The 25,947-nt window shown below is 63.3% G+C and carries 29 protein-coding genes; 10 read left to right on the forward strand and 19 right to left on the reverse strand.

Annotated elements, in window-relative coordinates; genetic code table 11:
• Positions 1-57: 57 nt before the first annotated feature.
• From PO883_RS23350 to PO883_RS23360, 3 genes are read right to left on the reverse strand one after another with little or no spacing between them, the layout of a single operon-like run.
• Positions 58-1,602 (reverse strand): IS66 family transposase, encoded by a 1,545-nt coding sequence (locus PO883_RS23350; RefSeq protein ID WP_289311876.1) that lies wholly within the window; start codon positions 1,600-1,602, stop codon positions 58-60.
• A gap of 55 nt (positions 1,603-1,657) precedes the next feature.
• Positions 1,658-1,999, reverse strand: coding sequence for an IS66 family insertion sequence element accessory protein TnpB (gene tnpB, locus PO883_RS23355; RefSeq protein ID WP_289311877.1), 342 nt, complete (start codon positions 1,997-1,999; stop codon positions 1,658-1,660).
• Entirely contained in the window at positions 1,999-2,292 is a 294-nt protein-coding gene (locus tag PO883_RS23360; protein ID WP_289311878.1) for a hypothetical protein, read from the reverse strand. The genes tnpB and PO883_RS23360 overlap by 1 nt, the downstream gene beginning before the upstream one ends.
• A gap of 975 nt (positions 2,293-3,267) precedes the next feature.
• On the opposite strand from PO883_RS23360, the gene PO883_RS23365 reads away from it, so the two are divergent.
• Positions 3,268-3,693 carry an SRPBCC family protein gene (locus PO883_RS23365; protein ID WP_289311879.1) on the forward strand — a complete coding sequence of 142 codons (426 nt, stop codon included), beginning with the start codon at positions 3,268-3,270 and terminating at the stop codon, positions 3,691-3,693.
• 70 nt (positions 3,694-3,763) lie between these two features.
• On the opposite strand, the gene PO883_RS23370 is transcribed toward PO883_RS23365, so the two are convergent.
• The 7 genes from PO883_RS23370 to PO883_RS23400 form a co-directional block, all read right to left on the reverse strand.
• A complete protein-coding gene (locus tag PO883_RS23370) occupies positions 3,764-4,237 on the reverse strand; it encodes a hypothetical protein (protein ID WP_289311880.1) in 474 nt (157 codons plus the stop codon).
• Between the two features lie 109 nt (positions 4,238-4,346).
• The gene (locus PO883_RS23375) at positions 4,347-4,940 is read right to left on the reverse strand and encodes a methyltransferase domain-containing protein (protein WP_289311881.1); all 594 of its coding nucleotides are present in this window, start codon (positions 4,938-4,940) and stop codon (positions 4,347-4,349) included.
• A 255-nt stretch (positions 4,941-5,195) separates the two neighbouring features.
• On the reverse strand, positions 5,196-5,480 hold the full coding sequence (locus tag PO883_RS23380) for a hypothetical protein (protein ID WP_289311882.1): 285 nt from the start codon (positions 5,478-5,480) through the stop codon (positions 5,196-5,198).
• 233 nt (positions 5,481-5,713) lie between these two features.
• Positions 5,714-6,106 (reverse strand): putative zinc-binding protein, encoded by a 393-nt coding sequence (locus tag PO883_RS23385; protein ID WP_289311930.1) that lies wholly within the window; start codon positions 6,104-6,106, stop codon positions 5,714-5,716.
• Between the two features lie 12 nt (positions 6,107-6,118).
• Positions 6,119-6,580: an SCP2 domain-containing protein gene (locus PO883_RS23390; protein WP_289311883.1), complete on the reverse strand. Its 462-nt coding sequence runs from the start codon at positions 6,578-6,580 to the stop codon at positions 6,119-6,121.
• Positions 6,577-7,476: a U32 family peptidase gene (locus PO883_RS23395; RefSeq protein ID WP_289311931.1), complete on the reverse strand. Its 900-nt coding sequence runs from the start codon at positions 7,474-7,476 to the stop codon at positions 6,577-6,579. Before PO883_RS23395 ends, PO883_RS23390 begins: the two co-directional genes overlap by 4 nt.
• Positions 7,477-7,489: 13 nt before the next feature.
• Positions 7,490-8,518: a peptidase U32 family protein gene (locus PO883_RS23400; protein WP_308606050.1), complete on the reverse strand. Its 1,029-nt coding sequence runs from the start codon at positions 8,516-8,518 to the stop codon at positions 7,490-7,492.
• Between the two features lie 81 nt (positions 8,519-8,599).
• Here PO883_RS23400 and PO883_RS23405 point away from each other — a divergent pair, with 81 nt between their 5' ends.
• From PO883_RS23405 to PO883_RS23420, 4 genes are all read left to right on the forward strand, one after another.
• Positions 8,600-9,112: a hemerythrin domain-containing protein gene (locus PO883_RS23405; RefSeq protein ID WP_289311884.1), complete on the forward strand. Its 513-nt coding sequence runs from the start codon at positions 8,600-8,602 to the stop codon at positions 9,110-9,112.
• The gene (locus PO883_RS23410; RefSeq protein WP_167089071.1) at positions 9,109-9,360 is read left to right on the forward strand and encodes a DUF2249 domain-containing protein; all 252 of its coding nucleotides are present in this window, start codon (positions 9,109-9,111) and stop codon (positions 9,358-9,360) included. The genes PO883_RS23405 and PO883_RS23410 overlap by 4 nt, the downstream gene beginning before the upstream one ends.
• A 3-nt stretch (positions 9,361-9,363) precedes the next feature.
• Complete coding sequence (locus PO883_RS23415; RefSeq protein WP_289311885.1) at positions 9,364-10,704, forward strand: permease; 1,341 nt, start codon at positions 9,364-9,366, stop codon at positions 10,702-10,704.
• A 161-nt stretch (positions 10,705-10,865) separates the two neighbouring features.
• Complete coding sequence (locus tag PO883_RS23420) at positions 10,866-14,897, forward strand: Pls/PosA family non-ribosomal peptide synthetase (RefSeq protein WP_289311886.1); 4,032 nt, start codon at positions 10,866-10,868, stop codon at positions 14,895-14,897.
• Between the two features lie 82 nt (positions 14,898-14,979).
• Here PO883_RS23420 and PO883_RS23425 read toward each other — a convergent pair whose 3' ends face one another.
• The gene (locus PO883_RS23425; protein WP_289311887.1) at positions 14,980-15,927 is read right to left on the reverse strand and encodes a VirK/YbjX family protein; all 948 of its coding nucleotides are present in this window, start codon (positions 15,925-15,927) and stop codon (positions 14,980-14,982) included.
• 310 nt (positions 15,928-16,237) lie between these two features.
• Between PO883_RS23425 and PO883_RS23430 the strand changes: the two genes are divergently transcribed.
• Together PO883_RS23430 and PO883_RS23435 are read left to right on the forward strand one after the other, a co-directional pair.
• Complete coding sequence (locus PO883_RS23430) at positions 16,238-18,142, forward strand: hypothetical protein (RefSeq protein WP_289311888.1); 1,905 nt, start codon at positions 16,238-16,240, stop codon at positions 18,140-18,142.
• A gap of 127 nt (positions 18,143-18,269) precedes the next feature.
• A complete protein-coding gene (locus PO883_RS23435) occupies positions 18,270-18,662 on the forward strand; it encodes a diacylglycerol kinase family protein (protein WP_167089060.1) in 393 nt (130 codons plus the stop codon).
• Positions 18,663-18,676: 14 nt separating this feature from the next.
• On the opposite strand, the gene arsH is transcribed toward PO883_RS23435, so the two are convergent.
• The 5 genes from arsH to PO883_RS23460 form a co-directional block, all read right to left on the reverse strand.
• Positions 18,677-19,360 (reverse strand): arsenical resistance protein ArsH, encoded by a 684-nt coding sequence (gene arsH / locus PO883_RS23440; protein ID WP_289311933.1) that lies wholly within the window; start codon positions 19,358-19,360, stop codon positions 18,677-18,679.
• Positions 19,361-19,366: 6 nt separating this feature from the next.
• Positions 19,367-19,729: an arsenate reductase (glutaredoxin) gene (gene arsC, locus PO883_RS23445; RefSeq protein WP_289311889.1), complete on the reverse strand. Its 363-nt coding sequence runs from the start codon at positions 19,727-19,729 to the stop codon at positions 19,367-19,369.
• 545 nt (positions 19,730-20,274) lie between these two features.
• On the reverse strand, positions 20,275-20,748 hold the full coding sequence (locus tag PO883_RS23450; protein ID WP_289311890.1) for an RES family NAD+ phosphorylase: 474 nt from the start codon (positions 20,746-20,748) through the stop codon (positions 20,275-20,277).
• Complete coding sequence (locus tag PO883_RS23455; RefSeq protein ID WP_289311891.1) at positions 20,745-21,296, reverse strand: MbcA/ParS/Xre antitoxin family protein; 552 nt, start codon at positions 21,294-21,296, stop codon at positions 20,745-20,747. The genes PO883_RS23450 and PO883_RS23455 overlap by 4 nt, the downstream gene beginning before the upstream one ends.
• A gap of 336 nt (positions 21,297-21,632) precedes the next feature.
• The gene (locus PO883_RS23460) at positions 21,633-21,773 is read right to left on the reverse strand and encodes a hypothetical protein (protein ID WP_289311892.1); all 141 of its coding nucleotides are present in this window, start codon (positions 21,771-21,773) and stop codon (positions 21,633-21,635) included.
• A gap of 505 nt (positions 21,774-22,278) precedes the next feature.
• On the opposite strand from PO883_RS23460, the gene PO883_RS23465 reads away from it, so the two are divergent.
• The 3 genes from PO883_RS23465 to PO883_RS23475 all read left to right on the forward strand — a co-directional run bounded on the left by PO883_RS23465 (position 22,279) and on the right by PO883_RS23475 (position 24,051).
• Positions 22,279-22,764 (forward strand): transposase, encoded by a 486-nt coding sequence (locus PO883_RS23465; protein WP_289311893.1) that lies wholly within the window; start codon positions 22,279-22,281, stop codon positions 22,762-22,764.
• Positions 22,764-23,342 (forward strand): helix-turn-helix domain-containing protein, encoded by a 579-nt coding sequence (locus tag PO883_RS23470; RefSeq protein WP_289311894.1) that lies wholly within the window; start codon positions 22,764-22,766, stop codon positions 23,340-23,342. Before PO883_RS23465 ends, PO883_RS23470 begins: the two co-directional genes overlap by 1 nt.
• 298 nt (positions 23,343-23,640) lie before the next feature.
• Entirely contained in the window at positions 23,641-24,051 is a 411-nt protein-coding gene (locus PO883_RS23475) for a hypothetical protein (RefSeq protein ID WP_289311895.1), read from the forward strand.
• A 76-nt stretch (positions 24,052-24,127) separates the two neighbouring features.
• Here the strand turns inward: PO883_RS23475 and ureG are convergent, their stop codons facing one another.
• Genes ureG through ureE form a run of 3 tightly spaced genes read right to left on the reverse strand, consistent with a single transcriptional unit; the run spans position 24,128 to position 25,940 of the window.
• The gene (gene ureG / locus PO883_RS23480) at positions 24,128-24,742 is read right to left on the reverse strand and encodes an urease accessory protein UreG (RefSeq protein WP_289311896.1); all 615 of its coding nucleotides are present in this window, start codon (positions 24,740-24,742) and stop codon (positions 24,128-24,130) included.
• Positions 24,743-24,765: 23 nt separating this feature from the next.
• Positions 24,766-25,431, reverse strand: a complete 666-nt coding sequence (locus PO883_RS23485) for an urease accessory protein UreF (RefSeq protein ID WP_289311897.1) — start codon at positions 25,429-25,431, stop codon at positions 24,766-24,768.
• Positions 25,428-25,940: an urease accessory protein UreE gene (ureE, locus tag PO883_RS23490; RefSeq protein ID WP_289311898.1), complete on the reverse strand. Its 513-nt coding sequence runs from the start codon at positions 25,938-25,940 to the stop codon at positions 25,428-25,430. Before ureE ends, PO883_RS23485 begins: the two co-directional genes overlap by 4 nt.
• Positions 25,941-25,947: the final 7 nt, after the last annotated feature.

The raw sequence follows: 25,947 nt of genomic DNA on the forward strand, positions 1-25,947 counted from the left end.
ATGACTTGGAACAGGCGATTTCAGTAAGCGGCCGACGCGCCCACCTTCCATTGGCGCTTAGCGCTGTGTAGAGTTTGCGAACGGTAGCAGCGAATCGATCTTACTGTTCGGGCAGGTAGGAAGTTTTTCGAGAGTGTCGGCCAGCCAGCGTGCAGGATCGAGACCATTGAGTTTGGCGGTAGCGAACAGGCTCTGGATAGCGGCGGCGCGGCGGCCGGCCCGCTCGGAACCGGCAAACAGCCAGTTCTTCTTGCCGATGGCAATGGGGCGTATCGCGTTCTCGACCGGGTTATTGTCGATCGGCAGGCTGCCCGAGCCGGCATAGCGCTGCAGCGCTGGCCAGCGCTTGAGGGCGTGCTCGATGGCCTTGGCCGTGCCGCTGCCGACAGCGACGCTGCGCTGGGACGCCAGCAGCCAAGCATGCAGGTCGACCAGGACTGGCCTGGCGTGCTGCTCACGCAATGCGGCCCGCTGTGGTGGCGGCATACCCGCAGCCTGTTGCTCGACAGCGTATAGCTGCCCAATGCGCCGCAGCGCGTCTGCTGCCACTGGGCTGCCACTGGCGGCATGCACGTCGAAGAATTTTCGTCGAATGTGGGCCAGGCAAGCGAGCTCGGTGGGGCCTGCCGTACACAGCGCCTTGTAGCCGACATAGTCGTCCACCATCAGATGCCCGCCCCAGTCTTGCAGGAAGGCGCGCGCATGGGCACCGGCACGGCTGGTTTGGTAGTCGAACACGACCATCGACGGCCCGTCGTCGAGCGCATTGGATCGGTAGGCCCACAGATAGGCGTACTTGGTCTTGCCGCTGCCGGGATCGAGCTGGCGCACTGGTGTTTCGTCGGCATGCAGGCAACTTCGTTCCCGGAGTAATTCCGCTAGCCGGTCAGCCAGCGGCTGCAAAGCCACGCCGATGCGCCCGATCCACTCGCCCAGTGTGGAGCGGGCCAGCGGCACACCGTCGCGCGCCGCGATCTGCTCGATGCGATACAGCGGCAAATGATCAAGATACTTGCACACCGCGATCCAGGCCAGCAGCCCAACGGCGGCCATGCCGCCGTCAATGACAGCAGGCGGGATCGGCGCCGCCGTCACCGTCTCGCACGGTCGGCCCGCATACTGCGGGTGGATATGGCGATGCACGAAGAAGCGTGCAGGTTCCACGTCCAGCTGTTCGCTGATGTCCTCGCCAATCTTGACCAGGTCGGCGCCGCATTGGCCACACTGGCACGGCTCAGGCTCATGGCGGTGCTCGATACGCTCGAGATGCGTTGGCAGCGGCTGGCGGCCGGCGCGCTTGCGCTGCCGTTTCACAGGCGCCTGCGCTTCCAGCTCCTCGTCGATGGCTGCAAGATCCGTATCGACCGTTTCCTCAAACAGCAGCAGGCGCTGTTCGCCGACGAGTGCTTCGCTAGCCTTGCCGAAGCGAACTCGCTTGTAGTAGGCCAGCTCGTGCGTTAGCGCGGTGATCTTGAAATCTTTCTCAGCCAGCACAGCATAGCGCTGCGCCAGCTTGGCCTGCTGCTGCGCGAACAGCGCCTGCACTCTCGCCATGGCGGCAGGGGCGATGTTCAGATCGGCAAGTTCGTTGAGCAGGTCCATGGCTCAGTAGTTTACAGAGCATGGGCAATGTTTACAAGCGAAACAGTTTACGTCCTTACAGGCGCCACTGCGCTGGTGCCGGTGCCGACAGGCGCTGCCAGTCCACGCCAGCGACCAGCCATTGCCATTGTTCGACGCTCATCTGCCAGCAGGCGTCGTCAAGTTGAGGCCAGACGAACTGGCCACGGTGCAGGCGGCGCAGGCACATCCAGACGCCAGTGCCATCCCAGCAGACCATCTTCAGGCGTGTACGACGGCGGTTGGCGAACACATACGCTGTGCCATCGCAGGGTGGCCGCCCCAGCGCCTGCTGCACATGCAAGGACAGTCCATCGATTCCGGTGCGCATGTCCACCGCCGCCGTCGCCAGCCAGATTGCATCGGCCGACAGTTGCATCAGAGCGCCTTCTTCAATTCGGCCAGCCAGTTGGCTGGTACATCGCTGGGCAGCGTCAAGGTCCAGCCCCGCTCGCTGCGCAGGCTGATCGCCAGCGCCGGAGCAGCCACCGACGTTACCCGCACTGGTAGCAGCGCCGGCACCGCTTGCTCGGCTGTCAATCGCCGGACCCAATAACCGACCTGGCGTACCGGGAAACCCTGCTCGATGGCATAAGCACGCTGAGACAGGCCGCTTGCCTGCAACTGCGCTATGCGCTCCTGCCACACCTGCTCGCGCTCCGTGTTTTTCACTGTCGTCCTCCAAAAAATTCGAGGAGTGCAGTGTGGCCGGGTCAATCAGGAATTCATAGGTGGAGGCGCTGGCCGCTTACCCCGAAATAACACGTACCTATGTTTGGTGGCCGGTACAAACCTTTTTTGCTTGATCCCAGGACAGAGCGCAGAAGATTTTGAAGTTAGCCGGAACGTCGCGTTCTCCATGCGCAGTCAGCCCGGCGCTATAGATCGAATGCGCGGGAGCCGTCGTCCTACGACCTGGCGGGCGCGTTGTGGCGACGTTCGTCGCCTTTGATAGGCGCTCAGAGCCTCGCGCGTGCGAGATCGATTACAAGCGTCGGCGTCCTGAGGCGGCCTTTGCGGCGAAGGCTTGAGATTGCACCCGTCGTGTCGTACATCAGTTGGTAATGATAGTAATTGATCTGTTCGAGAATCGCGCCACCGAGCAAAAAACCCGTCCAGATGAGATCTGCATGATTGACACCCCTAACTATTGCCATAGTTAGCGCTAGCGACATACCTATTAGAAGCACTATGTTCGACCACTTGAAGGTACTGTATAACGAATGGAAGTAAGGCGGCAGTGGTTTCCTTTCAGTGAGTGCTACCAATTTTAAGTGCCAATACCAAGCACCTTGAAACAAAAGATAACTCACCAATAACATAGCAGGCACCCTCAGCTCCCATCCCACTGGCTCCGACGATTTTTGCCACAGGTACAAGAAAATTGCAGGGAAGGCGAAAGCAAAAGCGGCCTCCATACGCCTAAGGAACTTCATACGATCGCTGATACTTGGCATCTGTCTACCCTAAAATATTATACTTTAGCATTCTGGCCGGATATGGCACAGTTCAGTTTAAATTCTCAGGAGGCCATTCGCCCGCCACGGCCTCAGCCTACAAAAAATTGAGCCATAGCGACTACGGTTATCGATGCCGCTGGAATCGTAGGATGCGTTATGTAATTTGTTGACTACACAGGAGCTCCGAATGCACGTGGAAAGTCGAGTCACAATCTCTGTGTCACCCGAGAAAATATTCGAGATTTATGCGGATGTCCCTAACTGGAAAACTTGGGACCCAGATACCAAAGAGGCGTCGATTGACGGGCCATTCCAGACAGGGAGCAAAGGCAAAATCACTCCGCCGAAAGGAATCTCTGTCCCCATGAATTTCATCTCGGTGGTTCCCAACAAGTCGTTCACTGTCGACTCGCAGATTCCACTCTTCCGTATGGTTTTTGAGCACGAGCTCAACGTCACTGCTGCCGGTACCGAAGTCGTTCATAGAGTTACTTTTTCCGGGGCATTGTCTTTTCTGCTGGGCCGTATCGTCGGCAATCCGTTGCGTACTGGGCTTCCAATCACCTTGGCATCCCTCAAGCGACTAGCGGAGACTGGCAGCGTTGCTGACTAACCGGCGGCAGGAGCCGACGTTCTTCGGCCAGTGGCCGCTGTTGGCCGAACTCGATCATGCGCTGACAGCGTCAATTAGTACCTTTCCAAGGCTTTAGGAGACGTGAACTTCTCGCTTCTCCAGGCCATATGTAGAGGCAGTACAGGTCATCCGCAGGTTCGCATTCCGCCGTAATTGTATGAACTCCGCTTACCAAGTAAAGGAAACGGTAACTGCCGGGCGCGATTTCAAATCGTGACGCGTCAGGAAAATATTCCGTGCACCCCATCACCACGAGTTTGCCAGTTGGCACCGTAAATGCCCCTTCCACGGCATGGTCATACCCCTCAAGCAAAGCGGCCGGTTCTACACCGAGTACATGGACTGCGACGGAAACATCCACGTTTCGTAGCGTCCCTAGGCAAATCGCGGTCTCGCCTACTGCAATCATGTGGTTGAGAGCTTCCTTCGTCCAAATTGAGCCGAAGTCGTCCTCAGAATTTTCATCCTGCACAATAAATTGAAAGTAATCAGCAAAAATACTGAATCGATGGACACTTGGCATATCTTTTACTTCCTCACTTGTGTTCCGTAGAACAGCTAGCAGAGATGTAGGGTATCTCCACTGGCCGCTCTTGGCCGATCTCTGCCTCAAAGCGGAGCTTGCACCAAACTCAAGCTGCCCGTCGTGCGATTACAGTAGAAAAGCGCTTGATGGTGGACCTTGGTGCGTCGAAATCATCGACTGAATCAACTAGTATTCCCCAACCAGTGAAGGCCCTTCTCAGCTCACCCGGCTTAAACAAGTAGTAGGACTGTGCGTCGAACATGTCAAGAAAAGTGGTGCCCTCTACGAGCACATTGATTGCTGCGACCCCACCCGGTCGCACGCTCGTCATAAGCTGCGTCAGCTGCGACAACGCTGTGTTTTCGTCGAGGAACATTAACAGCCCAATCGAGACGACAGTATCGTAAGTGCCATCAATACGGAAAGTTCTGAGATCAGCCTCGACAGCGGTAAGCGGCAAGCCCTGTTCAGCAGCCAACTTTTGTAGGTACGAGATCGCAGTAGGCGCCGCGTCCAACGCCAATACGCGACAACCGCCTTTCGCTGCTACGATTCCAAGATTTCCAAGACCGCAACCGTAGTCAAGTACGTCGCCAAACAAGTAAGGTTGGGCCATTAACTCGAAAGGATTGAGCTGCTTCTCCCCCTCGCGTACCTGCACAGAAAATTGTTGGTCAAAAAAATCTACGCTCGTGTTCATCGGTTTTAGATAAGAGTCATGGGTTCTGGGTGTGCTCGCAAGGCACGAACAGGTGAATCTTCAAGGTCCGCTCCTGGCCGGCAACTGCCGATTGTACTCGACAGTTGCCTTGCGCTCGGACCTCGGCCGCTGCCGCCACTCGACGAACGTCCGCAAGCCCGCAAGCCCGCCAGGTTAGGACACTTTAACCAACTTTGAACTAAACCGGACCAGGTCAATATCCAATCGAGACAAGAAAACTGGGATACAAACCGTTCAGTCATCACCCAGCGTATCGAGCGTTGTCCGAAGCCCCCTGCCGGATTCAGCAAAGTCGTCACCAGCGTCGGCACCATTCCGATACTGCCTGGAGGGCTTTTCTGGCTTGCGGTGCATAGCCAGCACGATGAGGGCCCCGATTGCTGGAACGAACCAAGCCAACACCAACTGCGCCACTTTCTGGCCACGCTCTGAATACGGATCGCGTATGACGACCGACGTTGCCCAAAGCGATACCACGACATACGTCCCTATGATCAGCGAAACCAACAATGTAATCACTAACTCTCCCAAGTTGCGAAATCCTGGTAACGGTAACAGTCCTGGCTCCCGGCGCGTCGGTCAGTGGCGGCTCCTGGCCGATAGCGAACATCCGGAACGGCTCAGTGTACGCGGTTGTTGCTTTCACGGCAACGGCAAGGTTTTGTCAGGCGCTCTAACTTAGCGCTATCGGAAACCGGCCTCTGCCTTTGCACAGTTCCAGGACATTCGAGGAGTTTCCTTGAAACCGGACGCTACGCGGGAACGACCGTGGTTTTTCGTAGTGCCTCAACATCGCTGCGCAACTGCGCCGCCAGTTCATCGGCCTGCGCCTTGTCGAAATCCGCATGCATCCGCTTGCGCACCCCGAATTCATTGAGCATCACATGCTGGTCCGGCACCACGCCATGCTGCGCCAGGCACTGGCGCGCGCACGCGAGCGGACAGCCGTCGATGGCCAGCACCGGCCGCCCCGAACGCGCCAGCTTGACCAGCGGCGCCACGCCGCCGCCCACGCCGGCAATGCACGACATTTCGGCCGCCCCGCTGCGGTCGAGCGCAAGCGCCAGATGGTTGGCCATCTGCGCCGCGCTCGAACACCCGGAACACGAATACACCAGCGGCAGCGCCGCCCGGTCGGCATCCATCATCATTCTCCTTTAGTTTGCCGACGCACGCCTCCAGCGCGCCGGCAGCAGGCGCTCCGGGTCGAACAGCGCGACATCGATCGCATCGAGCGTGTTCTTCACCAGCAGCCCCAGTTCGGTATCGCCTTCCATGCTCAGGCGGCGGGCGAAAAACAAGGTGTCCGGATCTTCGCGCCGCTGCGCCAGCAGCAGGAAGTCGCGCGCGCTGGCGCCGATCGACAGGTCCGCTTTATCGGCCCCCGACAGGGCCACGAAGCGCGATCCGCGCCAGCTCACGTCGAAGCGCACGCCGGCGTCGGTGACGCCGATACTGATCGAGCGCCCTTCCAGCGCGGCGCGCACGTCGCCCGGCAGCTGCGGCCCGAGCACGCGGGTCAAGGCGGCGGCGAACAGCAGCGAGCCGGGAAAACGCGGCAGGCGCCCCAGCGCCCGGGCCAGCGGCTTTGGCAAGATCGGATACACATGTGCTTTCATGCCGCCTCCCGCTTGTCGAACGCCATGCCCGGCTTGCCATGCCAGTAGCCGTCGCAGGGCGGCGCCGGCATCAGCGGCGCCAGGCCGGCCAGCGCCTGCGCTGTGTCGATCCGGCCCTGGCGCGCCTGGTCGAACAGCGCGAGCACGGCATCGGTATGCTGGGCCTGGGGACTGATGCGCATCACATCGACGCCCATCGCCTGCATGTCGGCCATCTCGCCGAGCAGGTTGTACACCAGGTGCGACTGGATCTGGGTGCCATTGAGGATCAGGAAGGTGTCGGCGTCGCGCGTGCGCAGCTCCAGGCCGTCCGGATGCGCCATGCAGCTAAACTGGCAGTCGTCCTTGCCCAGGTTGCGGTGGCGCGCCGTGAAGCAGCGCGCCGAAAACGCCAGCGGCATGCGGCCATACGCGAACACCTCGGTTTCCAGTCGCGCCGGACGGCTTTGCTGCATCACCGCCAGCGCCGCGCGTCCCATTTCGAGCGGCATGACCCAGCGCCGCGCGCCCAGCTGCGCCATCATGGCCACGCTGTCTTCGTTGTACAGGTTCAGGTGCGGGCCGGCCACGAACGGCAGTTCGCCCTCGAGGCAATGCACGGCGCCGATATCGTTCGCTTCGACCGCGAAGCGGCCGTTCGAGGTCAGCTTGCGCAGGGTGGTCAGATCGCTGCCCGATTCGAGCAGGGCCTGGGTCGACAGCACCACCTCCTTGCCGGCGTCGGCCAGCATGGCGGCCAGCGCCAGCCAGTCGGGCATGCGCAGCTCGTGGCGGCGCGAGCACACCGTTTCGCCCAGGTAGACGATATCGACCGGGCTGGCCGCCACCGACTCGTAGAACGCCATCATCGTATCGCGCGGCCAGTAGTACAACACCGGTCCGAGTGCCAGTTTCATCATCGTGCCTCCCTTATTTCCATGAGCGGTGGTAGGCGCCCAGCGTATGCTGCTGCCCCTCTGCCACCTTGTTCAGATCGGCCATCCAGGCCTGCCTGGCCGAAAAACGCTTCGGATTGGCGCGGTACTGGTCGATCGCCTCGCGCCACACGCGCGTTACCTGGGCCACGTAGGCCGGACTGCGCTGGCGCCCTTCGATCTTGATCGCGCTCACGCCCAGCTCGATCAGCCGGGGCAGCAATTCCAGGGTATTCAGGCTGGCCGGTTCCTCGATCGCGTAAAACTGTTCGCCGGCGACGTCGAAGCGGCCCTTGCACAGGGTCGGATAGTTGGCCTGTTCGCCATCGGCATAGCGGTCGATCAGCACCTCGTTCAGGCGCGCCTCCAGCCCGGCCGGGGTCTGTTGCCAGCGCACCGCCTTGGCCGGCGAGCACACGCCGTGGGTGTTGGGCGATTCGCCAGTGGCGTAGGACGACAGCGCGCAGCGCCCTTCGACCATCACGCACAGGCTGCCGAAGCCGAATACCTCGATCTCGACCGGGGTATTGCGCACCACCTGCTCCACCTGGGCCACCGACAGCACCCGTGGCAGCACCGCGCGCGCAATGCCGAAATGGCGGTGGAAGAAGTTGATGGCCTCGTAGTTGGTGGCCGAACCCTGCACCGACAGGTGCAGCCGCAGCGCCGGATAGCGCTCGGCGGCGTAGCGCATCAGGCCCGGGTCGGCCAGGATCACGGCATCGATGCCGGCGCCGGCGGCGCGGTCGATGGCGCGCCGCCACAGCGCGCCGGCGGCCGGCTGCGGATAGGTGTTCAGCGCAAGCAGGACCTTGCGCCCGCGCGCATGGCTGTAGGCGATGCCCTGTTCGATCGCGGCCTCGTCGAAGTTCAGGCCCGCGAAATTGCGCGCGTTGGTAGCGTCGCGAAAGCCGAGGTAGACGCAATCGGCGCCGTTGTCCACGGCCGCCTTGAGGGCCGGCAGGCTGCCGGCCGGGCACACCAGCTCGAACGGCGTGGCGCCGTCGGAAGAATTTGACATCATAGTTATTCGTCGTAAGGTGGGGACTGCACTGTAGCCCGACGGCACTCCGAAAATCTTTGACGTGCATCAAGGATTTCCGGCATGCGATGCGGCGACAATGGCGCCATCCACAAACAGCAGGAGGAAACGATGGACACTATCGGCAGCTATCTCGAAGCCGACCATGTGCGTTGCGACGCGCTGTTCGCCGACGCCCGCCAGGCCGTGCGCGTCGGCCTGTGGCGCGAGGCGGGCCGCGCCCTGGCCACCTTCCGCCACGCGCTCGAACGGCATCTGCTGATCGAGGAGCGCATCGTTTTCCCGGCCTTCGAAAACGCCGTCGGCACGACCAGCGCGCCCACCGCGGCGATGCGCAGCGAGCACCTGCGCATTCGCGGCGTGGTGCAGCGCCTGGCCAACGCGCTGACCGAGCGCGATACCGAAGCCTTCCTGATTCACGCCGACACCTTGGGCATCGTGCTGTACCAGCACAGCGAAAAAGAAGAAGGCGTGCTCTATCCGATGATCGAACGCGTGCTTGCGGCCAGCTGCCACAGGCTGGTGGAGGCCATGCAGGCGTTCGGCGCGATGGACGAACTGGCCAGCGCCGCATGAACGCCGCCACGCCCATCCTGCACCAGCTCGACGTGCGCGGCCTGGAGCCGCCCGAGCCGATGGAACGCGTGCTCGAAGCGCTCGACAGCCTGCCGGATGGCGACCATCTGTGCATGCTGATCGAGCGCGAACCGCGCCCGCTGTACCGCATCCTGGCGCACAACGGCTATGGCTACAACACCACCGTGCTGCCCGACTTCCTGTACCAAGTGCGGATCTGGCGCCGCGCGCCGGAGCCGGACGCCTGACCCATGCAGCGCACCCTCTCGCTCGAACAGTCGCCGCCGCTCGGCGCGGTGCTGCGCTACTTCCTCGCCACGCCCATCTTCGCGCTGCTGGCCGGCGCGCTGCTGCTGTGGCAGGGTGCGCCGGCGCTGGCTTCGCGCTGGTCGCCGCCCACCCTGGCGCTGACCCACCTGCTGACCCTCGGCGCGCTGGGCATGACCATGGCCGGGGCGCTGATCCAGATCCTGCCCGTGGTGGCCGGCGTCACCCTGCCGCGCGCGCGTCTGCTCGCGCCCGGCGTGCACGCGCTGCTCGCCGCCGGCATCGTGGCGCTGGCCGCCGCCTTCCTGCTCACCCGGCCATGGCTGTTCCAGCTGGCGCTGGTCCTGCTGCTGCCCGGCTTCGCGTGGCTGATCGGCGCACTGACGCTGGCCTTGTGGCAGATGCCGCCACCGGGCGCGCTGCCGATGACGGCCACCGTCAGGCTGGCCCTGGGCAGCCTGGTCGTCACGGTTTGCCTGGGCGCCCTGCTGGCGGGCGCCTTCGCCTGGCCGGCGGCGCCCGCGCCGCTGCCGCTGATGCTGGCCACCGACGTGCACGCGCTGTGGGGCGTGTTCGGCTGGGCCGGCATGCTGCTGGTCGGGGTATCGTTCCAGGTGGTGCCGATGTTCCAGGTGACGCCGCTGTACGACGCGCCGCTGCCGCGCGTGCTGGGCGTGACCATCTTCCTGCTGCTGGTGACGTGGACCGTGAGCGCCACGGCGCTGCGCGCGCGCCTGCCCTGGATCGACACGCTGGCCGGCGCGCTGCTGCTGGGCGCCTACGCGCTGTTCGCGCTGGCCACGCTGCGCCTGCTGGCGCGCCGCAAACGTCCGCAGGCCGACGCCATGACCCTGTTCTGGCGCCTGGCGATGGCCTGCATGCTGGCCTGCGCGGCGCTGTGGGCGGCGCCAGCCCAACTGGCGGGCGAAGGCCGCAGCCTCGCGCTGGGCGTGCTGGCACTGGTCGGCTTCCTGTACTCGACCATCAATGGCATGCTGTACAAGATCGTGCCCTTCCTGCTCTGGCGCGACATGCAGGAGCGCGCCGCCGACGGCCAGCGCGTGCCGCCCATCAAGGCACTGGTCGCCGACCGGCAAGCGCAGCGCCAGTTCTGGCTGCACGCGGCGGCGCTGGCCCTGCTGGTGGCGGCCTGCTGGTGGCCGGACCTCCTGGCGCGGCCGGCTGCCGGCGCGATGTGCCTGTCGGCCGCCTGGCTGTTGCTAAACCTGGCGCTGGGAGTGCGGCGCGCCCGCACGGCGCTGCGCTGCGGGGTGGCGCCCGCTGCCTTGGACGCGCGCCCGGCGCTGCGCCGGCGCGCTGAATAATTAACATACAGCAATTAACCCCGCGTGTGCACTGGCACTTCCGGGTTACACACTTAATTTTCCCTGATTTAAGAACCGTGCAGCAACACGTCCGAATGGAAATGTTATATCTTGACGCGTGGCGCCGAGGTCCCCCCGCGCCGTCCAACCACGTGGTATCAATGCTTGAATCAACTTTGCTTTCCGGCGCAGCTGTCGCCGCCCATCCCGACATTCTGTACGGGCTTGCGGAACCCTCCCTGCTCAAACACGAAATCCTTGCCGACCTGCTCGAAGCGAGTGCGCGCCGCACCCCGGCCCAGGTCGCGCTGATCTATCAGGAACGCAGCCTCACTTACGCCGAACTGGACCATCTGGCCGATATCGGCGCCTCGCGCCTGATCGGCCTGGGCGTGCGTCCCGGCCGTATTGTCGGGCTGTGGATGATGCGCGGCATCGAACTGCTGGTGGCGCAAGCCGCCATCGCCAAGGCCGGCGCCGCCTGGCTGCCGGTCGACCAGGATACCCCCGTCGAGCGCCTGCAAGTGTGCGTGGACGACGCCAGCGCCATCGGCGTGGTCACCAGCGCGGCATTTGCCGCCCAGCTGGCCGGCGGCGCCACCCCCGCCTGGTGCGCGGAAACCTTGCTCTCCCCGCTGGCGCCGGGCGAAAGCGTGCAGCGGCGCGGCGCGGTGTCGCCCGACCAGCCCGCCTACGTCATCTATACCTCCGGCTCGACCGGCAAGCCGAAAGGCATCCTGATTTCCCAGCGCAGCATCTGTCACTTCTTGCGCAGTGAAAACGCGGTGCTGGGCGTGCGCGCCGACGACCGCGTGTACCAGGGCTTTTCGGTGGCGTTCGACATGTCGTTCGAGGAAATCTGGATTTCCTACCTGGTCGGCGCCACGCTCTGGATCGGCCCCAAGGACATCGCGGGCGATCCGGAAACCTTGCCGCGCATGCTGGCGGCGAACCGGGTCAGCGTGCTGCACGCGGTGCCGACCCTGCTGGCCCTGTTCAGCGAAGATGTGCAGACCTTGCGCCTGATTAACCTCGGCGGCGAAATGTGCCCCGAATCCGTGGTCGAGCGCTGGGCCAGCCCGGGCCGCCAGATCTTCAACACCTATGGGCCGACCGAGGCCACCGTCTCGTGCAGCCTGGCACGCCTGGAACCGGGGCGCGCAATCACCATCGGCACGCCGCTGCCCAATTACGGTCTGCTGGTGATCGGCACCGAAGGCCCGCTGCTGGCCTTGCAGCCGCGCGGCACCACGGGCGAGCTGTGCATCACCGGCCCGGGCCTGGCGGCCGGCTACCTGGGTCGGCCTGACTTGACTGACGAGAAATTCCTCGCCAATCCCTGGACCAGCGGGCCGCACGACGCGCGCCTGTACCGCACCGGCGACCTGGCACGCATCGCTGCCGATGGCGAAGTGCAATGCCTGGGCCGCACCGACGACCAGGTGAAAATTCGTGGCTTCCGGGTGGAACTGGGCGAAATCGAAGCCGTGCTGGCCCAGCAGGCCGGCGTGGGCACGGCCGCGGTGCTGCTGCGCAAGGACGATGGCATCGACCAGCTGGTCGCCTATCTGGTCGCGGCCAGCGGCGCCAGCGACGGCGCGATTTCCGGCGCCACCCTGCGCCGCGCGCTGTCGGAACACGTGCCGGCCTACATGGTCCCGAGCCGCTACGAAGCGCTGCCGCTGATGCCGCGCTTAACGTCGGGCAAGATCGACCGCAAGGCGCTCAAGGCCATGCCGCTGGCCGCGCCCAGCGGCGCCGCCGATGGCTCGGACCAGCCCGAAACGGTAGCCGAAGCCGCGCTGTTCAAGGCGCTGGCCACCCTGTTCCCGGGCCAGCCGATCCGGCGCGAGGCCGACTTTTTTGCCGACCTGGGCGGCCACTCGCTACTGGCCGCGCGCCTGGCCTCGGCCTTGCGCACCGATCCCGCCTTCGCCCACGTCACCGTGCGCGATATTTACCAGCAACGCCAGCTCGGCAAGATCGCCATCGCCCTGGCCGACGCGCCCGCCGCCGGCGCCGCCGAACAAGACTGGACGGCCCCCTCGGCCACCCGGCGCTGGATCTGCGCGGCCGGCCAGGCGCTCGCCATTCCACCCATGGTCACCCTGCGCATGGCGCAATGGCTGGCGCCTTTCTTTACCTATCACTTCTTCACCGGCGAAGCGGGCGACTCGGTGGCGCTGGCCGTGACCGCCTCGATCGGCGTGTTCCTGTTCGCCACGCTGATGGAATTTGTCATCGCCATCGCCGGCAAGTGGCTCATCGCAGGGCGCCTGAAAGCCGGTTCCTATCCCCTGTGGGGCTGGACCTATTACCGCTGGTGGCTGGCCGACCGGCTGGTCGAATCGGCGCCGGTGTACCTGCTGAGCGGCTCATCGCTATACGTGTGGTGGCTGCGGGCACTCGGCGCGCGCGTCGGCAACGAGGTGCTGGTCGGTTCCATGACCCTGCGCGCGCCGGACTTGCTCGACATCGCCGATGGCGTGAGCATCGGCAACGCCGTCAACCTCGAAAACGCCCGGGTCGACCGCGGCCGCCTGCTGCTGGGCGCCATTTCGCTGGGCAAAAACGCGTCCGTGGCCTCCTACGCCGTCATGGAAGGCAACACCGCCATTGGCGCGCTCGGCCACCTCGAAGGCCAGGCCGCCATGGCCGATGGCAGCCGGGTGCCGGAAGCGCGCGTATGGGGCGGCTCGCCCGCGCGCGACCAGGGCGCGTTCGTGTCCAGCCTGCCGCCACGGCCACAGGTCAGCCGCGCGCGCCTGGCCGGCGAAGCCGTGTTCTTCGTGCTCGGCATCTTGCTGGTCACCACCGTGTTCTTCATGCCGGTCTTCCCGAGCTTCGTGCTGATCGACTGGCTCGATGAAATGGCAGTCATGCCCTGGCTGCAAGGCAAGCAGGTCACGACCCAGCTGGTGCGCTACTTCCTGCTGGCGTTTCCCGCCAGTGCCGTGCTGATCGTGCTGACGGCGCTGGTGTCGGCCGCGATCCGCTGGGGTGGACTGCCGCGCCTGCAACCGGGGCGCTCTGCGGTCCATAGCAATATTTACTGTGCCAAATGGCTGGTCAGCCATATCCAGGAATCCAGCCTGAACGTGCTGCACGGCATCTACGCCACCGTGTTCGCGCCCTTCTGGTATCGCCTGCTGGGCGCCAAGGTCGGGCGCGATGCCGAGATTTCGACCGCGCTCGGCGTGGTGCCCGACATGCTGACCCTGGGCGACGAAACCTTCATCGCCGATGCCGTCATGCTGGGCGACGAACATATCGATGGCGGCTGGATGACCATGCAAGCGACGGTCATCTCGCACCGCAGCTTCGTCGGCAATGGCAGCTACATTCCGGATGGCACCATCCTGCCGGAACGGGTACTGGTCGGCGTGCATACCCATGCACCCGAGAACGATCGCATGCAAAGCGGCGACACCTGGCTCGGATCGCCGGCAATCCACCTGCCGGCGCGCGAACAGGTGAGCGGCTATCCCGAATGGCTGACCTACCGGCCATCGGCGCTGCGCCGCATCGGACGCACGCTGGTGGAAACGTTCCGCATCGTCGCCCCGCATGCGCTGGTGATCGCGGTCGGCTACACCGTCGTGCTCGACGTCATGCCGGAAGCGGCCGCCGGCCAGTGGAGCGACGTCATCGCCGACCTGGCGCTGGCCGGGCTGGGGTACGGCATCGGCAATTATTTGTTCGTACTCACGCTCAAATGGCTGCTGCTGGGCCACTACCGCAAGCGTTCCGCGCCGATGTGGACCCCGTTCGTATGGCTGTCGGAAGGCGTGACCAATCTGTACGAAGGCATTGCCGTGCCCAATTTCATGCGCTATCTGCGCGGCACGCCGTGGTTGCCGGTGGCGTTCAGCTTATTGGGATGCAAGATGGGGCGTGGCGTGTACCTGGACACGACCGACATTACCGAGTTCGACTGCGTATCGATCGGCGATTACAGCGAGCTCAACGCATTCGCCTGTCCCCAGACCCATTTGTTTGAAGACCGGGTAATGAAAATCGACCACGTGGAGATTGGCAGCAAGGTAACGATGGGACCGCGCAGTTCCGTGCTCTACAGCGCCAAGGTCGGCGACAATGCCCGCCTGGGGCCCCTGACCCTGGTGATGAAGGGGGAACACATTCCCGCCGGCACCAGCTGGGCCGGCTGCCCGGCGGCACCGGCCCGGCACTGACCGGACGCCCCGTAAAGCAAAATTGCCCAACCGGGGTCTGAGCCCGGTTGGGCAATTTTGCTGATCGGCAAGGGAATGGAGGTCAGCCGGCAACCCGCTTGACCATGCTGGCCACCAGCGCATCGGCCAGCTCCATCACGACGGCATGGCGCTTGCGCGCTTCCGAACGCTTTTTCGACTGGATCTGTTCCATGTCGGGTTCCCGCACCGGCTCGCAGGCCAGCCCGAAATCGCCGTCGGGCCGGGGTTCGGCGCCGAGCTCGTTCCACATCTGGTCGTAATCGGCCAGCACCTTGCCACGCCGGATCGCCCCGTGCACCACGCGGTTGGCATTCCCAACCAGCCGCACGCGGCCGCAGCCGAAGGCGTGGCCCAGCTGGCGCACCAGGGTCACCAGCAAATGCTTGGGCCGCACGCCATGCAACTCGCGCGTGGCGTTGCGGATCGCTTCCAGCCCATCGCCGCCTTTCGGCCCCTGGATGCAGCCGATGCAGACAATCGTCTCGCCCTCTTCTTCCGCGAACGTGAAGGCCAGCGAGAATACCGGGGTGCCGGCGTCGCACAGTTGCAGCACCAGCTCGCCTTCGCGTTCCATGGTGGACACGGCGCGCAACTGTAACTCGTAGATGGTGCCGGTCTTGCCCTCGACCGCGCCGAGCGGCACGCCGGCGCGCGCGGCGGCGACGATCATCGGCCCCAGCCCGCGGCTGAACACGAAGCCGTAATGGGCCGCCAGCACGCGCAAGCGCGCTTCGGCGCACAGCACATTGCTCATGTACGGGCGATAAATCTTGTAAAGCAGCTTGGGGGTGTCGCGCACCAGGTCGGAAAACACCGGATGGGCGTTGAGCACGCGCAGCCATTGGCCCGTGACGCGGCGGTTCAGGAGCGCGCGCGCATGCAGCTTGAGCCGTTCACGCCAGTATTGCGAGGCGGGCAAGCCGACCGGTACGCCGGAGCGTATCGTGATCGACGGGGTCCGGATAAACGTCTCCAGCCCCCCTGCGAAAGGGCCTTCTTGAAAATTCATTACTCAACTCCGGCTGACAATCTGAACGGTGCAACAGTTCTAAGCAGCACTATTGCAAACAATTGCTCATTGTAAATTAAAATATCCGGAGTAAATACATTTTATTTCCTGTCGGAAGAATAAAGGCATGCTAATGAGTAATCCGGCGCGCATTGCTTGTCATAAAGCGTTGTTTGTTGCAGGCACCGGCATGCAGGCCACATCCTGGCCCTGCGAGGGGGAATGAATTCGGGTTGAAATTGATACCAATTAAATATTTCCGTATTGCATTTCAAGTAAAATACCCGCTTTATCCGACTGGCTGGCAGGCATGCACCCCCACACCGACATCGTTCCGCTGCCGCCGTACACGCGCCTGTTCGGCCCCGTCACGCAGGCACGCGTCATCCGTTTGTTCGTGGTCTACCTGGCCCTGCTTGGCGCCGGAACGGCATTGCTGTTCCTGGCGCACCAGGACAGCCTGCGCATCTTCGGCATGGGATTGATTTTTCCCGGGGGCGGATTCCTGGCCCATGCCGACATCTGCACCCGAGATGGCATCGGCCACCTGCTGGCTGCCCTGGCTGGCATGGCCGCATTCGGCGTGTCGCTGCTGGTCTGGTTCGGTACCGGCAACATCCTGGCGCCGCCCCTGGCCTGGCTGGGACTGGCCATCGGCGCCGCCACCATGCGCCACGGCGCGCTGCGCTCGTCCACCATCGAGATGGTCTACGCCGGCCTGGCGCTGGCGCTGGGCGCCACTGCCATCGCCATGAGCGCCTGGTTCGCGCTGGCGCGCCGTCAACGGCGGATCGACAATGCCTACCTGGCGAGCCAGTGCGGCCAGTTGGCCGTGATCTTCAACGCCGCCGGCGACGCCGCCGACGCGCCCGAGATGTCGCTCGACCACCTCCAGCGCCTGCGCTTTGCGCTCGACCGCGCCCTGCAGCCGCTCGACCAGTTCAACGGCTTCGAGAAAATCGACCAGTTTCAAACCGCCGCCACCCGCTATCAACTGAACTTTTTGGCCTACGGCGTGGCGCTGACCCAGGCGCGTTTCACGCCCGCCTTTCGCGGCTACATGCACACGGCCCAGATCGCGCTGCTCGATAAACAGGCGCAGCACCAGGTCTGGTCGTACTGGGGCCTGGAAAACCTGTGGGGCAACCTGCACGCCGATCCCGACCCGGTGGCGCGCGAAAACATCATGTACACCGGCTTCGTCGCGCTGCAAATGGCGCTGTTCAGTGCCAGCACGGGACGGCGCGACTTTTCCGAAGCGGGCCGTTTTACCCTCACCCACCCGTCCGGCAAGCGCTACGTGCATGATGCCGGCGCGCTGCTGCGGCGCCTTGAACATGAATACACGGCCTCGCCGTTTTACCTGATTGCGTGCGAACCGAATTGGGTTTACCCGCTTTGCAATACCATCGGCGCCAGCGCGATCATGGCGTTCGACGCCCAGCACCGCGAGCAGCGCTGGGCCGGCCGCGCGCAGGACTTCCGCCACCATCTGGAAGCCGAATTCCTGGACGGTTTCGGGCGCTACGTCCCCTGCAAATCGGCCCGTACCGGCCTGGCCCTGCCAGCCATTGGCGGTGTGATGCCGCTGGCGATGCCCTGCTTTTTCCTCAACACGATCGCGCCCGACCTGGCACGGCGCCAGTGGCTGCTGCTGCGCCGCCAGCTGTTCGACCGCAATGGCGCGTTGCGCCGCCGCGCCTTCTGGCCTATCGATACCGGCAACTACGGCTTCTCGCGCGCCAGCGCCTACAGCGCCACCGCGCTGGCAGCGGCGGAACTGGGCGACAGCGCGGTCAACCGCGCCTGCATGGAAGCGCTGGAAATGGAATGCCCGAGTGTACTCAAGGATGGCGTGATCCACCGCCGCAAGGCGTCGGTCTGGGCGCATGGCGTGGAACTGATGGCGCGCGCCGGCACCCGCGACGGCTTCCGCCAACTGATCCAGGCGCCGCCGGCGCTCGCGGGACCGCAACTGGACGGCCTGGCCTACCCCGCCATCCTGGTCGCCAGCGCCCACGCCGATGGCGATGGCCTGCGCGCCGTGCTGTACGCCGACGGCGTCCACGCCATCGGCTTGAGCGGCCTGCGGCCGAACGCGCAGTACCTTGCCAACGACATCGCGATGACGGCCGACGCCGGCGGCGCGGCACGCTTCAACCTGACCCTGGGCGGGCGCACCAGCCTGCACGTGCGCGCGCAAGGAGGCGGATAATGGCTTGCTGCGTGCTGCTCGCCGCTGTGATCGGTGGCGTCATCGGATTAACATCATGGCTGACCGTGGCTGCGCGGCGGCCGGGCCAGGCCCAGGACTGGCGCTTGATCAACCCTACGGACCAACCATGAACGAGACTAAAAACGTCGGCACGCCGCAGCCTTTTTCGCTGGCGGCGCGCTCCAAGAGCTTCGGCTACGCCATCGCGGGCATCGTGTTCATGCTCAAGACCCAGCACAACGCGTGGCTGCACCTGATCGCGAGCGTGACCGTGGCCGGGCTGGCGTTCTATTTCAAGGTCAGCGCGTCCGACTGGCGCTGGCTGGTGGTGGCGATGGTGGCCGTGTGGGTGGCCGAGACCATCAACACGGCGGTCGAATATGTGTGCGACGTGGTCTCGCCGGGCTACGCGATCGCCGTCAAGCATGCCAAGGACATCGCGGCCGGCGGCGTGCTGATTGCCGCCGTTGGGGCGGTGCTGATCGGCGCGCTCACCTTCTGGCCGTATTGCTGGCGCTAGGCGGCGCGCCGCTTTTACGCCTGGCGCTGGGCGGCGTCGCGCCGCTCGCTGTAGCGGTCGACCAGATAATCGCTGCGCTCGCGCACCAGCAGCGTGAACTTGAACAGCTCTTCCATCACATCGACCACGCGGTCGTAAAACGGCGACGGCTTCATGCGCCCGGCCTCGTCGAACTGCTCGTACGCTTTCGGCACCGACGACTGGTTCGGAATGGTCACCATGCGCATCCAGCGGCCGAGCAGGCGCAGGGTGTTGACGGTATTGAACGACTGCGAGCCGCCCGACACCTGCATCACCGCCAGCGTGCGGCCCTGGGTGGGCCGGGTGGAGCCCACTTCGAGCGGAATCCAGTCGATCTGGTTTTTCATCACGGAGGTGATCGCGCCATGCCGCTCAGGGCTGCACCATACCTGCCCTTCCGACCAGAGCGACAAGGCGCGCAATTCGGCCACCTTGGGATGGGTGGCCGCTTCGCTGTCGGTCACCGGCAGGCCGTGCGGGTCGAAGATGCGCACCTCGGCGCCCATGTGCGCCAGGATGCGTGCAGCTTCTTCGGTGAGGAAGCGGCTGAACGAGCGCTCACGCAGGGAGCCGTACAGCAGCAGGATGCGCGGCGGATGGTCGAAGCGCACCGGCGCCGCCAGCTTGTCCCGGGTTGGCAGGTCGAACTGCGCTTCGCTCAGGTTGGGCAAGGTCATGTCCATTCAGGCTTCCTTGCGCGGCAGGATGTCGAGTACCAGGTCGCCGGGGCGGCACAGGCGCACGCCCAGCGGCGTGACCACGAACGGGCGGTTGATCAGGGTTGGATGGGCCACCATGGCGTCGAGCAGGACCTCGTCGCCAACGGCCGGATCGGCCAGGCCAAGGTCGGCGTATTCCTGTTCCTTGCTGCGCATGGCGTCGCGCAGGCCGAGCCCCGCGCGTGCGATCAGGTCCGCCAGCACGGCGCGCGTGGGCGGTTCGGCAAGGTAGTCGACGACATGCGGCTCGGCGCCGCTGGCAAGGATCAGTTCAAGCGCGCGGCGCGAATTGCTGCAGCGCGCATTGTGGTAAATGGTGATGGTCATTGAAGTGTCTCGGGAAGTGTCGGGGGAATGCGCGGCGCGCCGCCGCGTTGCGTGCCGATACCGGCTGCTGCGACATTTCCATCATAATCGAAACATGCATGCGGATCAAGCCGGCAAGGCGGCGGGTGCGAGTCCCGTAGTTGCGCAGCGGCCGTTGCCCTTCACCCTAGTGCGCAAAGTATTGTCCATCTGCACATTCACAAGCAACGTAGCGGAAGCCATAGACACTGCCTTCCGGCGAGACGTTGCATGGGAGCATTAGACATGGGCTACTTTCCTTGTCCTGGCTATCCAGATGGCAGGCGCCATAGCGCTGAAGTTTGCGAGGAATGCCAGGGCGGCGAGGAAAAGCCAGTGCCGTTCCAGGTTGGCCAGACGCACAGCTTCACTCCTGCGACTGCCGATCTGTCTATCTGTCTATCTGTCTATCTGTCTATCTGTCTAACTGTCTATCTGTCTAACTGTCTAACAGCGTAACGCCCCTGTTGTACTGTGCAGCGATTCTAAGCCACTGATTTGCGGGCTTTCAGCGCCTGGCGGCTCATTTACGGAAAGAATCGGGGATCGTAAATCCAGCGCTTTATCGTGGTTGCGGTAATCGCTGCCGCGTCGCGGTGCCGAGGATTGATCAGCACATTGTATTCGTCAGGCACGATCACGGAAGGCACCAGCAGCAAGGCGGTGGTGCCGGACGCGACCCACCCGTCTCCCGCATTCCTCGCGCTCAGGCCGGCCGGAATTGCGTCCCATCCCCCTGGCAAAGGGGCGAGTACCTGGCGAGCTTCCCATACAATTTCAGGTATGTCGATCCGCACAAGATAGCGATTGAAAGGCAGCCCCCCGTTGCTCAGGTAATGCACCGTTTCGATGGTAGCCAAGGCGATATTGGAGGCACTGTAGACCAGAGGTGTACCTTTGCTGTTCCAGCGTCCGCCCGATATTTTCGCGCCGGTACCGCTCAGGTCATCGGCGGTGTAGGTGGGCGCCTCGACCGCGATACGCCAGACAGCCACGGTCATGCGTATGCCCCGCTCTGGCTCATCGAGAGTAATTCGGCCACCAGCTTCTGGCCCTCGAACGTGTCCATGTAGCTGGCCGGGGTCGCGCCGGCCAGCGCCGGCAGCGGTTTGGACAGCCAGTTCGACACCCAGCGCGCGGCGTCGAAGCCCGAGGGGTCGCCAGACTGTTCGACCATGGTCTGCACCATACCGATCAGCGTTTCAACGCCGAGCACCCGTTCCGACTCGTCCTTGGAAAGCACCGTCGCGTCCTTTTCCTTGCGGCTGATCGTGGCGCGGGACAGGCCAAGGCTCGACAGCAGACTCTCCTTGCTCATGCCCATGCGCAAGGACAAATTGCCAATGATCGACGCGTCAATGCCCTGCCGGATCACTGCGATTCGTTCCTGGGGATCAAGACGGTAGAGCTGCGTGCCCATCATCGTAACCGGACGCTTGGACCTTGCTTTCGCTCCGACGAACGTACCGCTAACAGCTGACCGCGCCACCTTGCCAGCGGTAGGTCCGGCCGGTGCCGTTAGTTCTTCTTCTACTTTGGAACTTGACATGATTGCCTCCTTTGAGACAATAGTATAGATCAAATGAGGCAAATCGCAAGCGCCGTGCGCAAGGTCCTTGCGTGGGTTTTCCTATCCTCTACGGGAAAATGCTGGAGCCAATTGCCAATGGGAAAACCAAGACCGATGCACTCAGGTCGGCGGGCAACAGCCGCCTCTTCCCGGATCCGGTGGGCGGTCGCGACGCAATCCAAGTTAGCATTTAATGCGCAGCTAGAAGATTTATTTTCAATATGGACATAAAAACCATGACATCAATTTAGAAGCGCGGCGGCAGTGTGAATTTTTGCTTCCACTGCTCGCCATCTCCGTTCTGACCACATTGTTTCAAGACTTCGCCGCCCGACCGTCAACCGCATCGGCAAGCGCGATGAAGTCGACATGCTGCTCCATCACCTTGAGCGCATCACCAAGCTTGTTCAGCTTGGCTTTGCGTTCCTGGTCGGCAAACAGGCTCGTCTTGACCATGAAATTCGGTCAGCAACGTGGAGTCGCTATGATGCCACGGTTGGGCCGGTTTTTCGAGGTACCCCTATCAGGATGTATGTATTCGCGGCGCTCGTCAGACCTGACGGGCTGCCCGCGTCCGCGCCGGGTTTTCGGCGTCGGACTTACTGTTGTTACTCTAAAATTACTTCTATGACTTGCACTCCTCCGATGATTTTAGGTGGATTCTTTTTTGAATAACCCGCCCCCCCCCTGTGTCAGACTACTTGTCGGGTGTGTTTTTGAACAAAGTTATGTCCTGATCTTGATCGTTGTAGTGGGGTTCGCGGTTCGTTTTTTTGCTTTATCTTTAACATCGTTTCCGGGCGTGGGGGACGGGTGTTACGGGTGGAGCGCAGCGGAACCCGTTCCCTCAAGACGTCGGGTTTGGGATGTTTTTTCGAGCAGGACGGATGCCGATGCTGGGCTCGCGGCCCGGCAACGGAACTAGTTATCGCCTCTAATTTTTCAATTTATAGAGGCACCAATGACATCAAAGTATCCCGAAGCATTTATCGAGCAAGCCTTGGTCAAAGCGTATTCACGTGGCCACCGGTCGATCAAGTCGGTCGCGGAAGACCTGAATGTGAATTACCACACGTTAAAATATTGGATGAAGAATAAAGTTGTGACCAATAAGGACGCGCCGACCACGCGCGAGAAGCGCCCCCAGGACTGGACTGCCGCAGAGCAGTTTGCCGCGTTGCGGGCAACCGGTGGATTATCCGATGAGGCTTTGCAGGCATGGTGCCGCGGGCACGGGATATTCCCCCATCACCTGACCAGCTGGGAGGCGGCCTTCTGCGCCGAAGTAAAAGAGCCCGCAACGGGCGTGCGCGAAATGCGCACATTGAAGGACAAGGTTGCCAAACTTGAGCGCGAGATTGTGCGCAAGAATAGCGCGTTGGCGGAGGCGGCCGCGTTGCTGATTCTGCAAAAAAAGTTCCGCGCGCTGTGGGAGGACGAGGAGTGATGACCGCCCTCCCGCAGCGCGACCAGGTAATGGCCTTGGTGGCCGAGGCGGTCGGTGCCGGAGCGAGCCAGTGGCGTGCCTGCGAGGTAATTGCGCTGAGCGAGCGGACCTTGCAGCGCTGGCAGAACGATAAGGCTGAAGGTGCTTGTGATCGTCGACCTGCCCGGGTGCAGTCGCCCAAGAACCGCCTAAGCGAGCTGGAACGTCAGCGCGTTCTGGAGATCGCCAATTCGCCCGAATTCGGCCACCTCCCGCCAAGCCAGATCGTGCCACGATTGGTCGACCAGGGCGAGTATGTCGCCTCGGAATCGACCTTCTATCGTGTGCTAAAGGCCGAGAACCAGCTCAAGCACCGTGGTGCTGAAAAGCCTGCGAAACCTCGCCACAAGCCGCGTGCGCTGGCGGCAACGGCACCGGGTCAACTGTTTAGCTGGGACATCACCTATTTGCCGACGCCGGTCATGGGCATCTACTTCTATCTGTACCTCTTCATGGACATCTACAGCCGCCCCGGTTCACACCGCAGGATGGTCTCCCCAAGCCAGGAAACGGGGCCGTGTGAGCTGGGCCACTTATAGGCGCATTCAAAGTAGTCGCGGCGGCCTTTGACCGGCCGCATCGCGACAACCGGCTGCCGCGCGTGGTGCATCGCTCCTTTTTGGCAGGCAGAAATCGGGTCGGCCGCATAACGATCTGGATTAAGGAAGCCGGTGTAATACCACCAGCCCAGCGTTCCCTCTGGCAGGCCGTTCTCCGCACGCGCAATGCCGTGCATCACAAGCAGCAGTATCAGGGCGGAAGGTAGGAGACGAATAGGTGACGGACACAGGCTGGCATTGGGCATCGGCATTGGTTTTCCTGTCCTCTACGGGGAGAATGCTGGAGGCAATCGCCAGCGGAAAAACAAAGAATACCGACTTCAATAGTCAAAACATTGCCTTGGGTCAATTATTATCCGCACCCGCCTATTACAGATCATCCTTACAAGAAAGGCATCCAGGATCAGATAGCTTAGAACAGCCCCACCGGATCAAGCCTGCGGTCCCGACTGACGATCACGACCTCGTTTCGATCGACAGCTTTGCCGCCACCGCCAACGTTATATGGCATCGGCACGGTGTACATATCGATAGCGGCAACGATCGCCGGATGTCAAGATGGTCATTTAAACTAAGGATTGCTGTGCCCTTTAAAGTAGCCATGATGCTTGCTTTGTCCGCTCGACCTTTCCGCCAAAGGCATGCAACCGCACATAAAAGAATCGAACCACGCGCTGAATGTCCATGAGCGCTTCAGGTGACGTTTCTTGCTGCCGCTTGAACGCTTCGCGGCTCGCCAAAGCATGCCGAAAGCGCGAACAAATTTATCCGGCATCGAGCAAGCCCTGTTCGCGGATGAAGGCCACCACCGCCGCCACGCCTTCGCCGCTGCGCAGGTTGGTGAAAATGAAGGGCCGCTCGCCGCGCTGGCGTTGCGCATCGTGCGCCATGATGTCGAGATTGGCCCCCACATGCGGCGCCAGGTCGGTCTTGTTGATGATCAGCAGATCCGAGCGGGTGATGCCCGGCCCGCCCTTGCGCGGTATCTTTTCGCCGCCGGCCACGTCGATCACGTACAGGGTCAGGTCCGACAGTTCGGGGCTGAAGGTGGCCGCCAGGTTGTCGCCGCCGGACTCGATCAGGATCAGATCCAGCTCGGGAAAATCGGCCTGCATGCGCGCGATGGCTTCCAGGTTGATCGATGCATCCTCGCGGATCGCCGTGTGCGGGCAGCCGCCGGTTTCCACGCCCATCAGGCGTTCGGCCGGCAGCGCGCCGGCGCGCAGCAGGATCTCCATGTCTTCGCGCGTGTAGATGTCGTTGGTGATGACCGCCATGTCGAACTGGTCGCGCATGCTTTTGCAAAGCATTTCGCACAGTGCCGTCTTGCCGGAACCAACCGGGCCGCCAATGCCGACCCGCAGGGGATTTGATGTCATGCCGTCTCTCTCTTCCTTGAAAATCATGATCGGTACAATCTGCCGTGCTGGGCCTCGTGCCGCATCGACAGCATGGACAGGCCGGGCGACCAGTTCGACAGGGCATCGTCGTCCAGCGTTTGCGCGCGCCGCGCCGCCTGTTCGATGTGCGGGCGCAGCGACAGCAGCATGCGCTGGCCGGCCACCTGCCCCAGCGGAACCGACTTGACGCACACCAGCACCTGGTTTTCAACCCACGAAAACAGCATCGCCAGCAGCGCTTCCTCGTGCGGGATGGCGAGCGCGTCGACCGCGCAGGCAAAGGCCGTCGGCAGCGCCACCTCGGGCCCCAGCGCAGCCACCTCGGCCACACCCAGCTCCGCGATCAGGCGCGTGAGCGAATAGCCCATCTGGATGGTTTCGGCGCGAAACTCGGCGCTGTCGCGCGAGGCCAGGAAGCGCTCGCTCCACAGCGCCACCGAGGCGTCGTCGTGCGCCTCGAAGGCCTTGAGCAGGCGCCAGAACAGGGGCGCATCCCACTGCGCGACCACCTCGTCGAGGTGGCGCGCGATCCATGCGCGGGCGCTGTCGGCGTCCGTGACCAGGCCCGCCTCCAGCGCCGCTTCCAGCCCTTGCGAGTAGCTGTAGCCGCCAATCGGCAGCGCCGGGCTGGCAAACTGCAGCAGGTGCAGCAGCGCGCTGGCGTTCATGCCGGTGCCGGATCGCTGGGCCGGTGTATCTTCTGGCGCAGCGGGACCGGCGCCAGCAGATGGCCCTCATGGCCGTGGCTGTGCCCTCCACCCGCATATGCGCCCGCCTCCGGCTCGAACGGCGCGTTCTCCTGCACCACGCGCGCGCCCAGGCCCTCGGCCATCTCCCTGAGTACCGGGTCGACCCGGATGCGCAGGAAGCCGTCGCCGATCTGCGCCTGCGTATGCCGGTTCCCCAGGTGGAAAGCGCAGCGCGCCATGATCAGGGGCGTGCCGCAATGGACCACGTAGGTCGGCTCGCTGGCGGCGACCACGCGCACCACGCGCTGTTCGGCGCCCGTCAGCAGTTCGCCGTCGCGCAGCACCGTGCCGCGCACCATGAACAGCGCCACCTCCTCGCCCGACGCGAGGCGCGCGCGCAGGCGGCATTTTTCGCGCTGGTCGTAGGCCAGCACCAGTTCATCGTCGACGCGCCCGGCGTGCGCCAGCTTGGTGTGCAATGTCATCATCGTAAAG

This window comes from Massilia sp. DJPM01 (assembly GCF_030348125.1).
Classification (GTDB): Bacteria; Pseudomonadota; Gammaproteobacteria; order Burkholderiales; family Burkholderiaceae_D; genus Telluria_A; species Telluria_A frigida.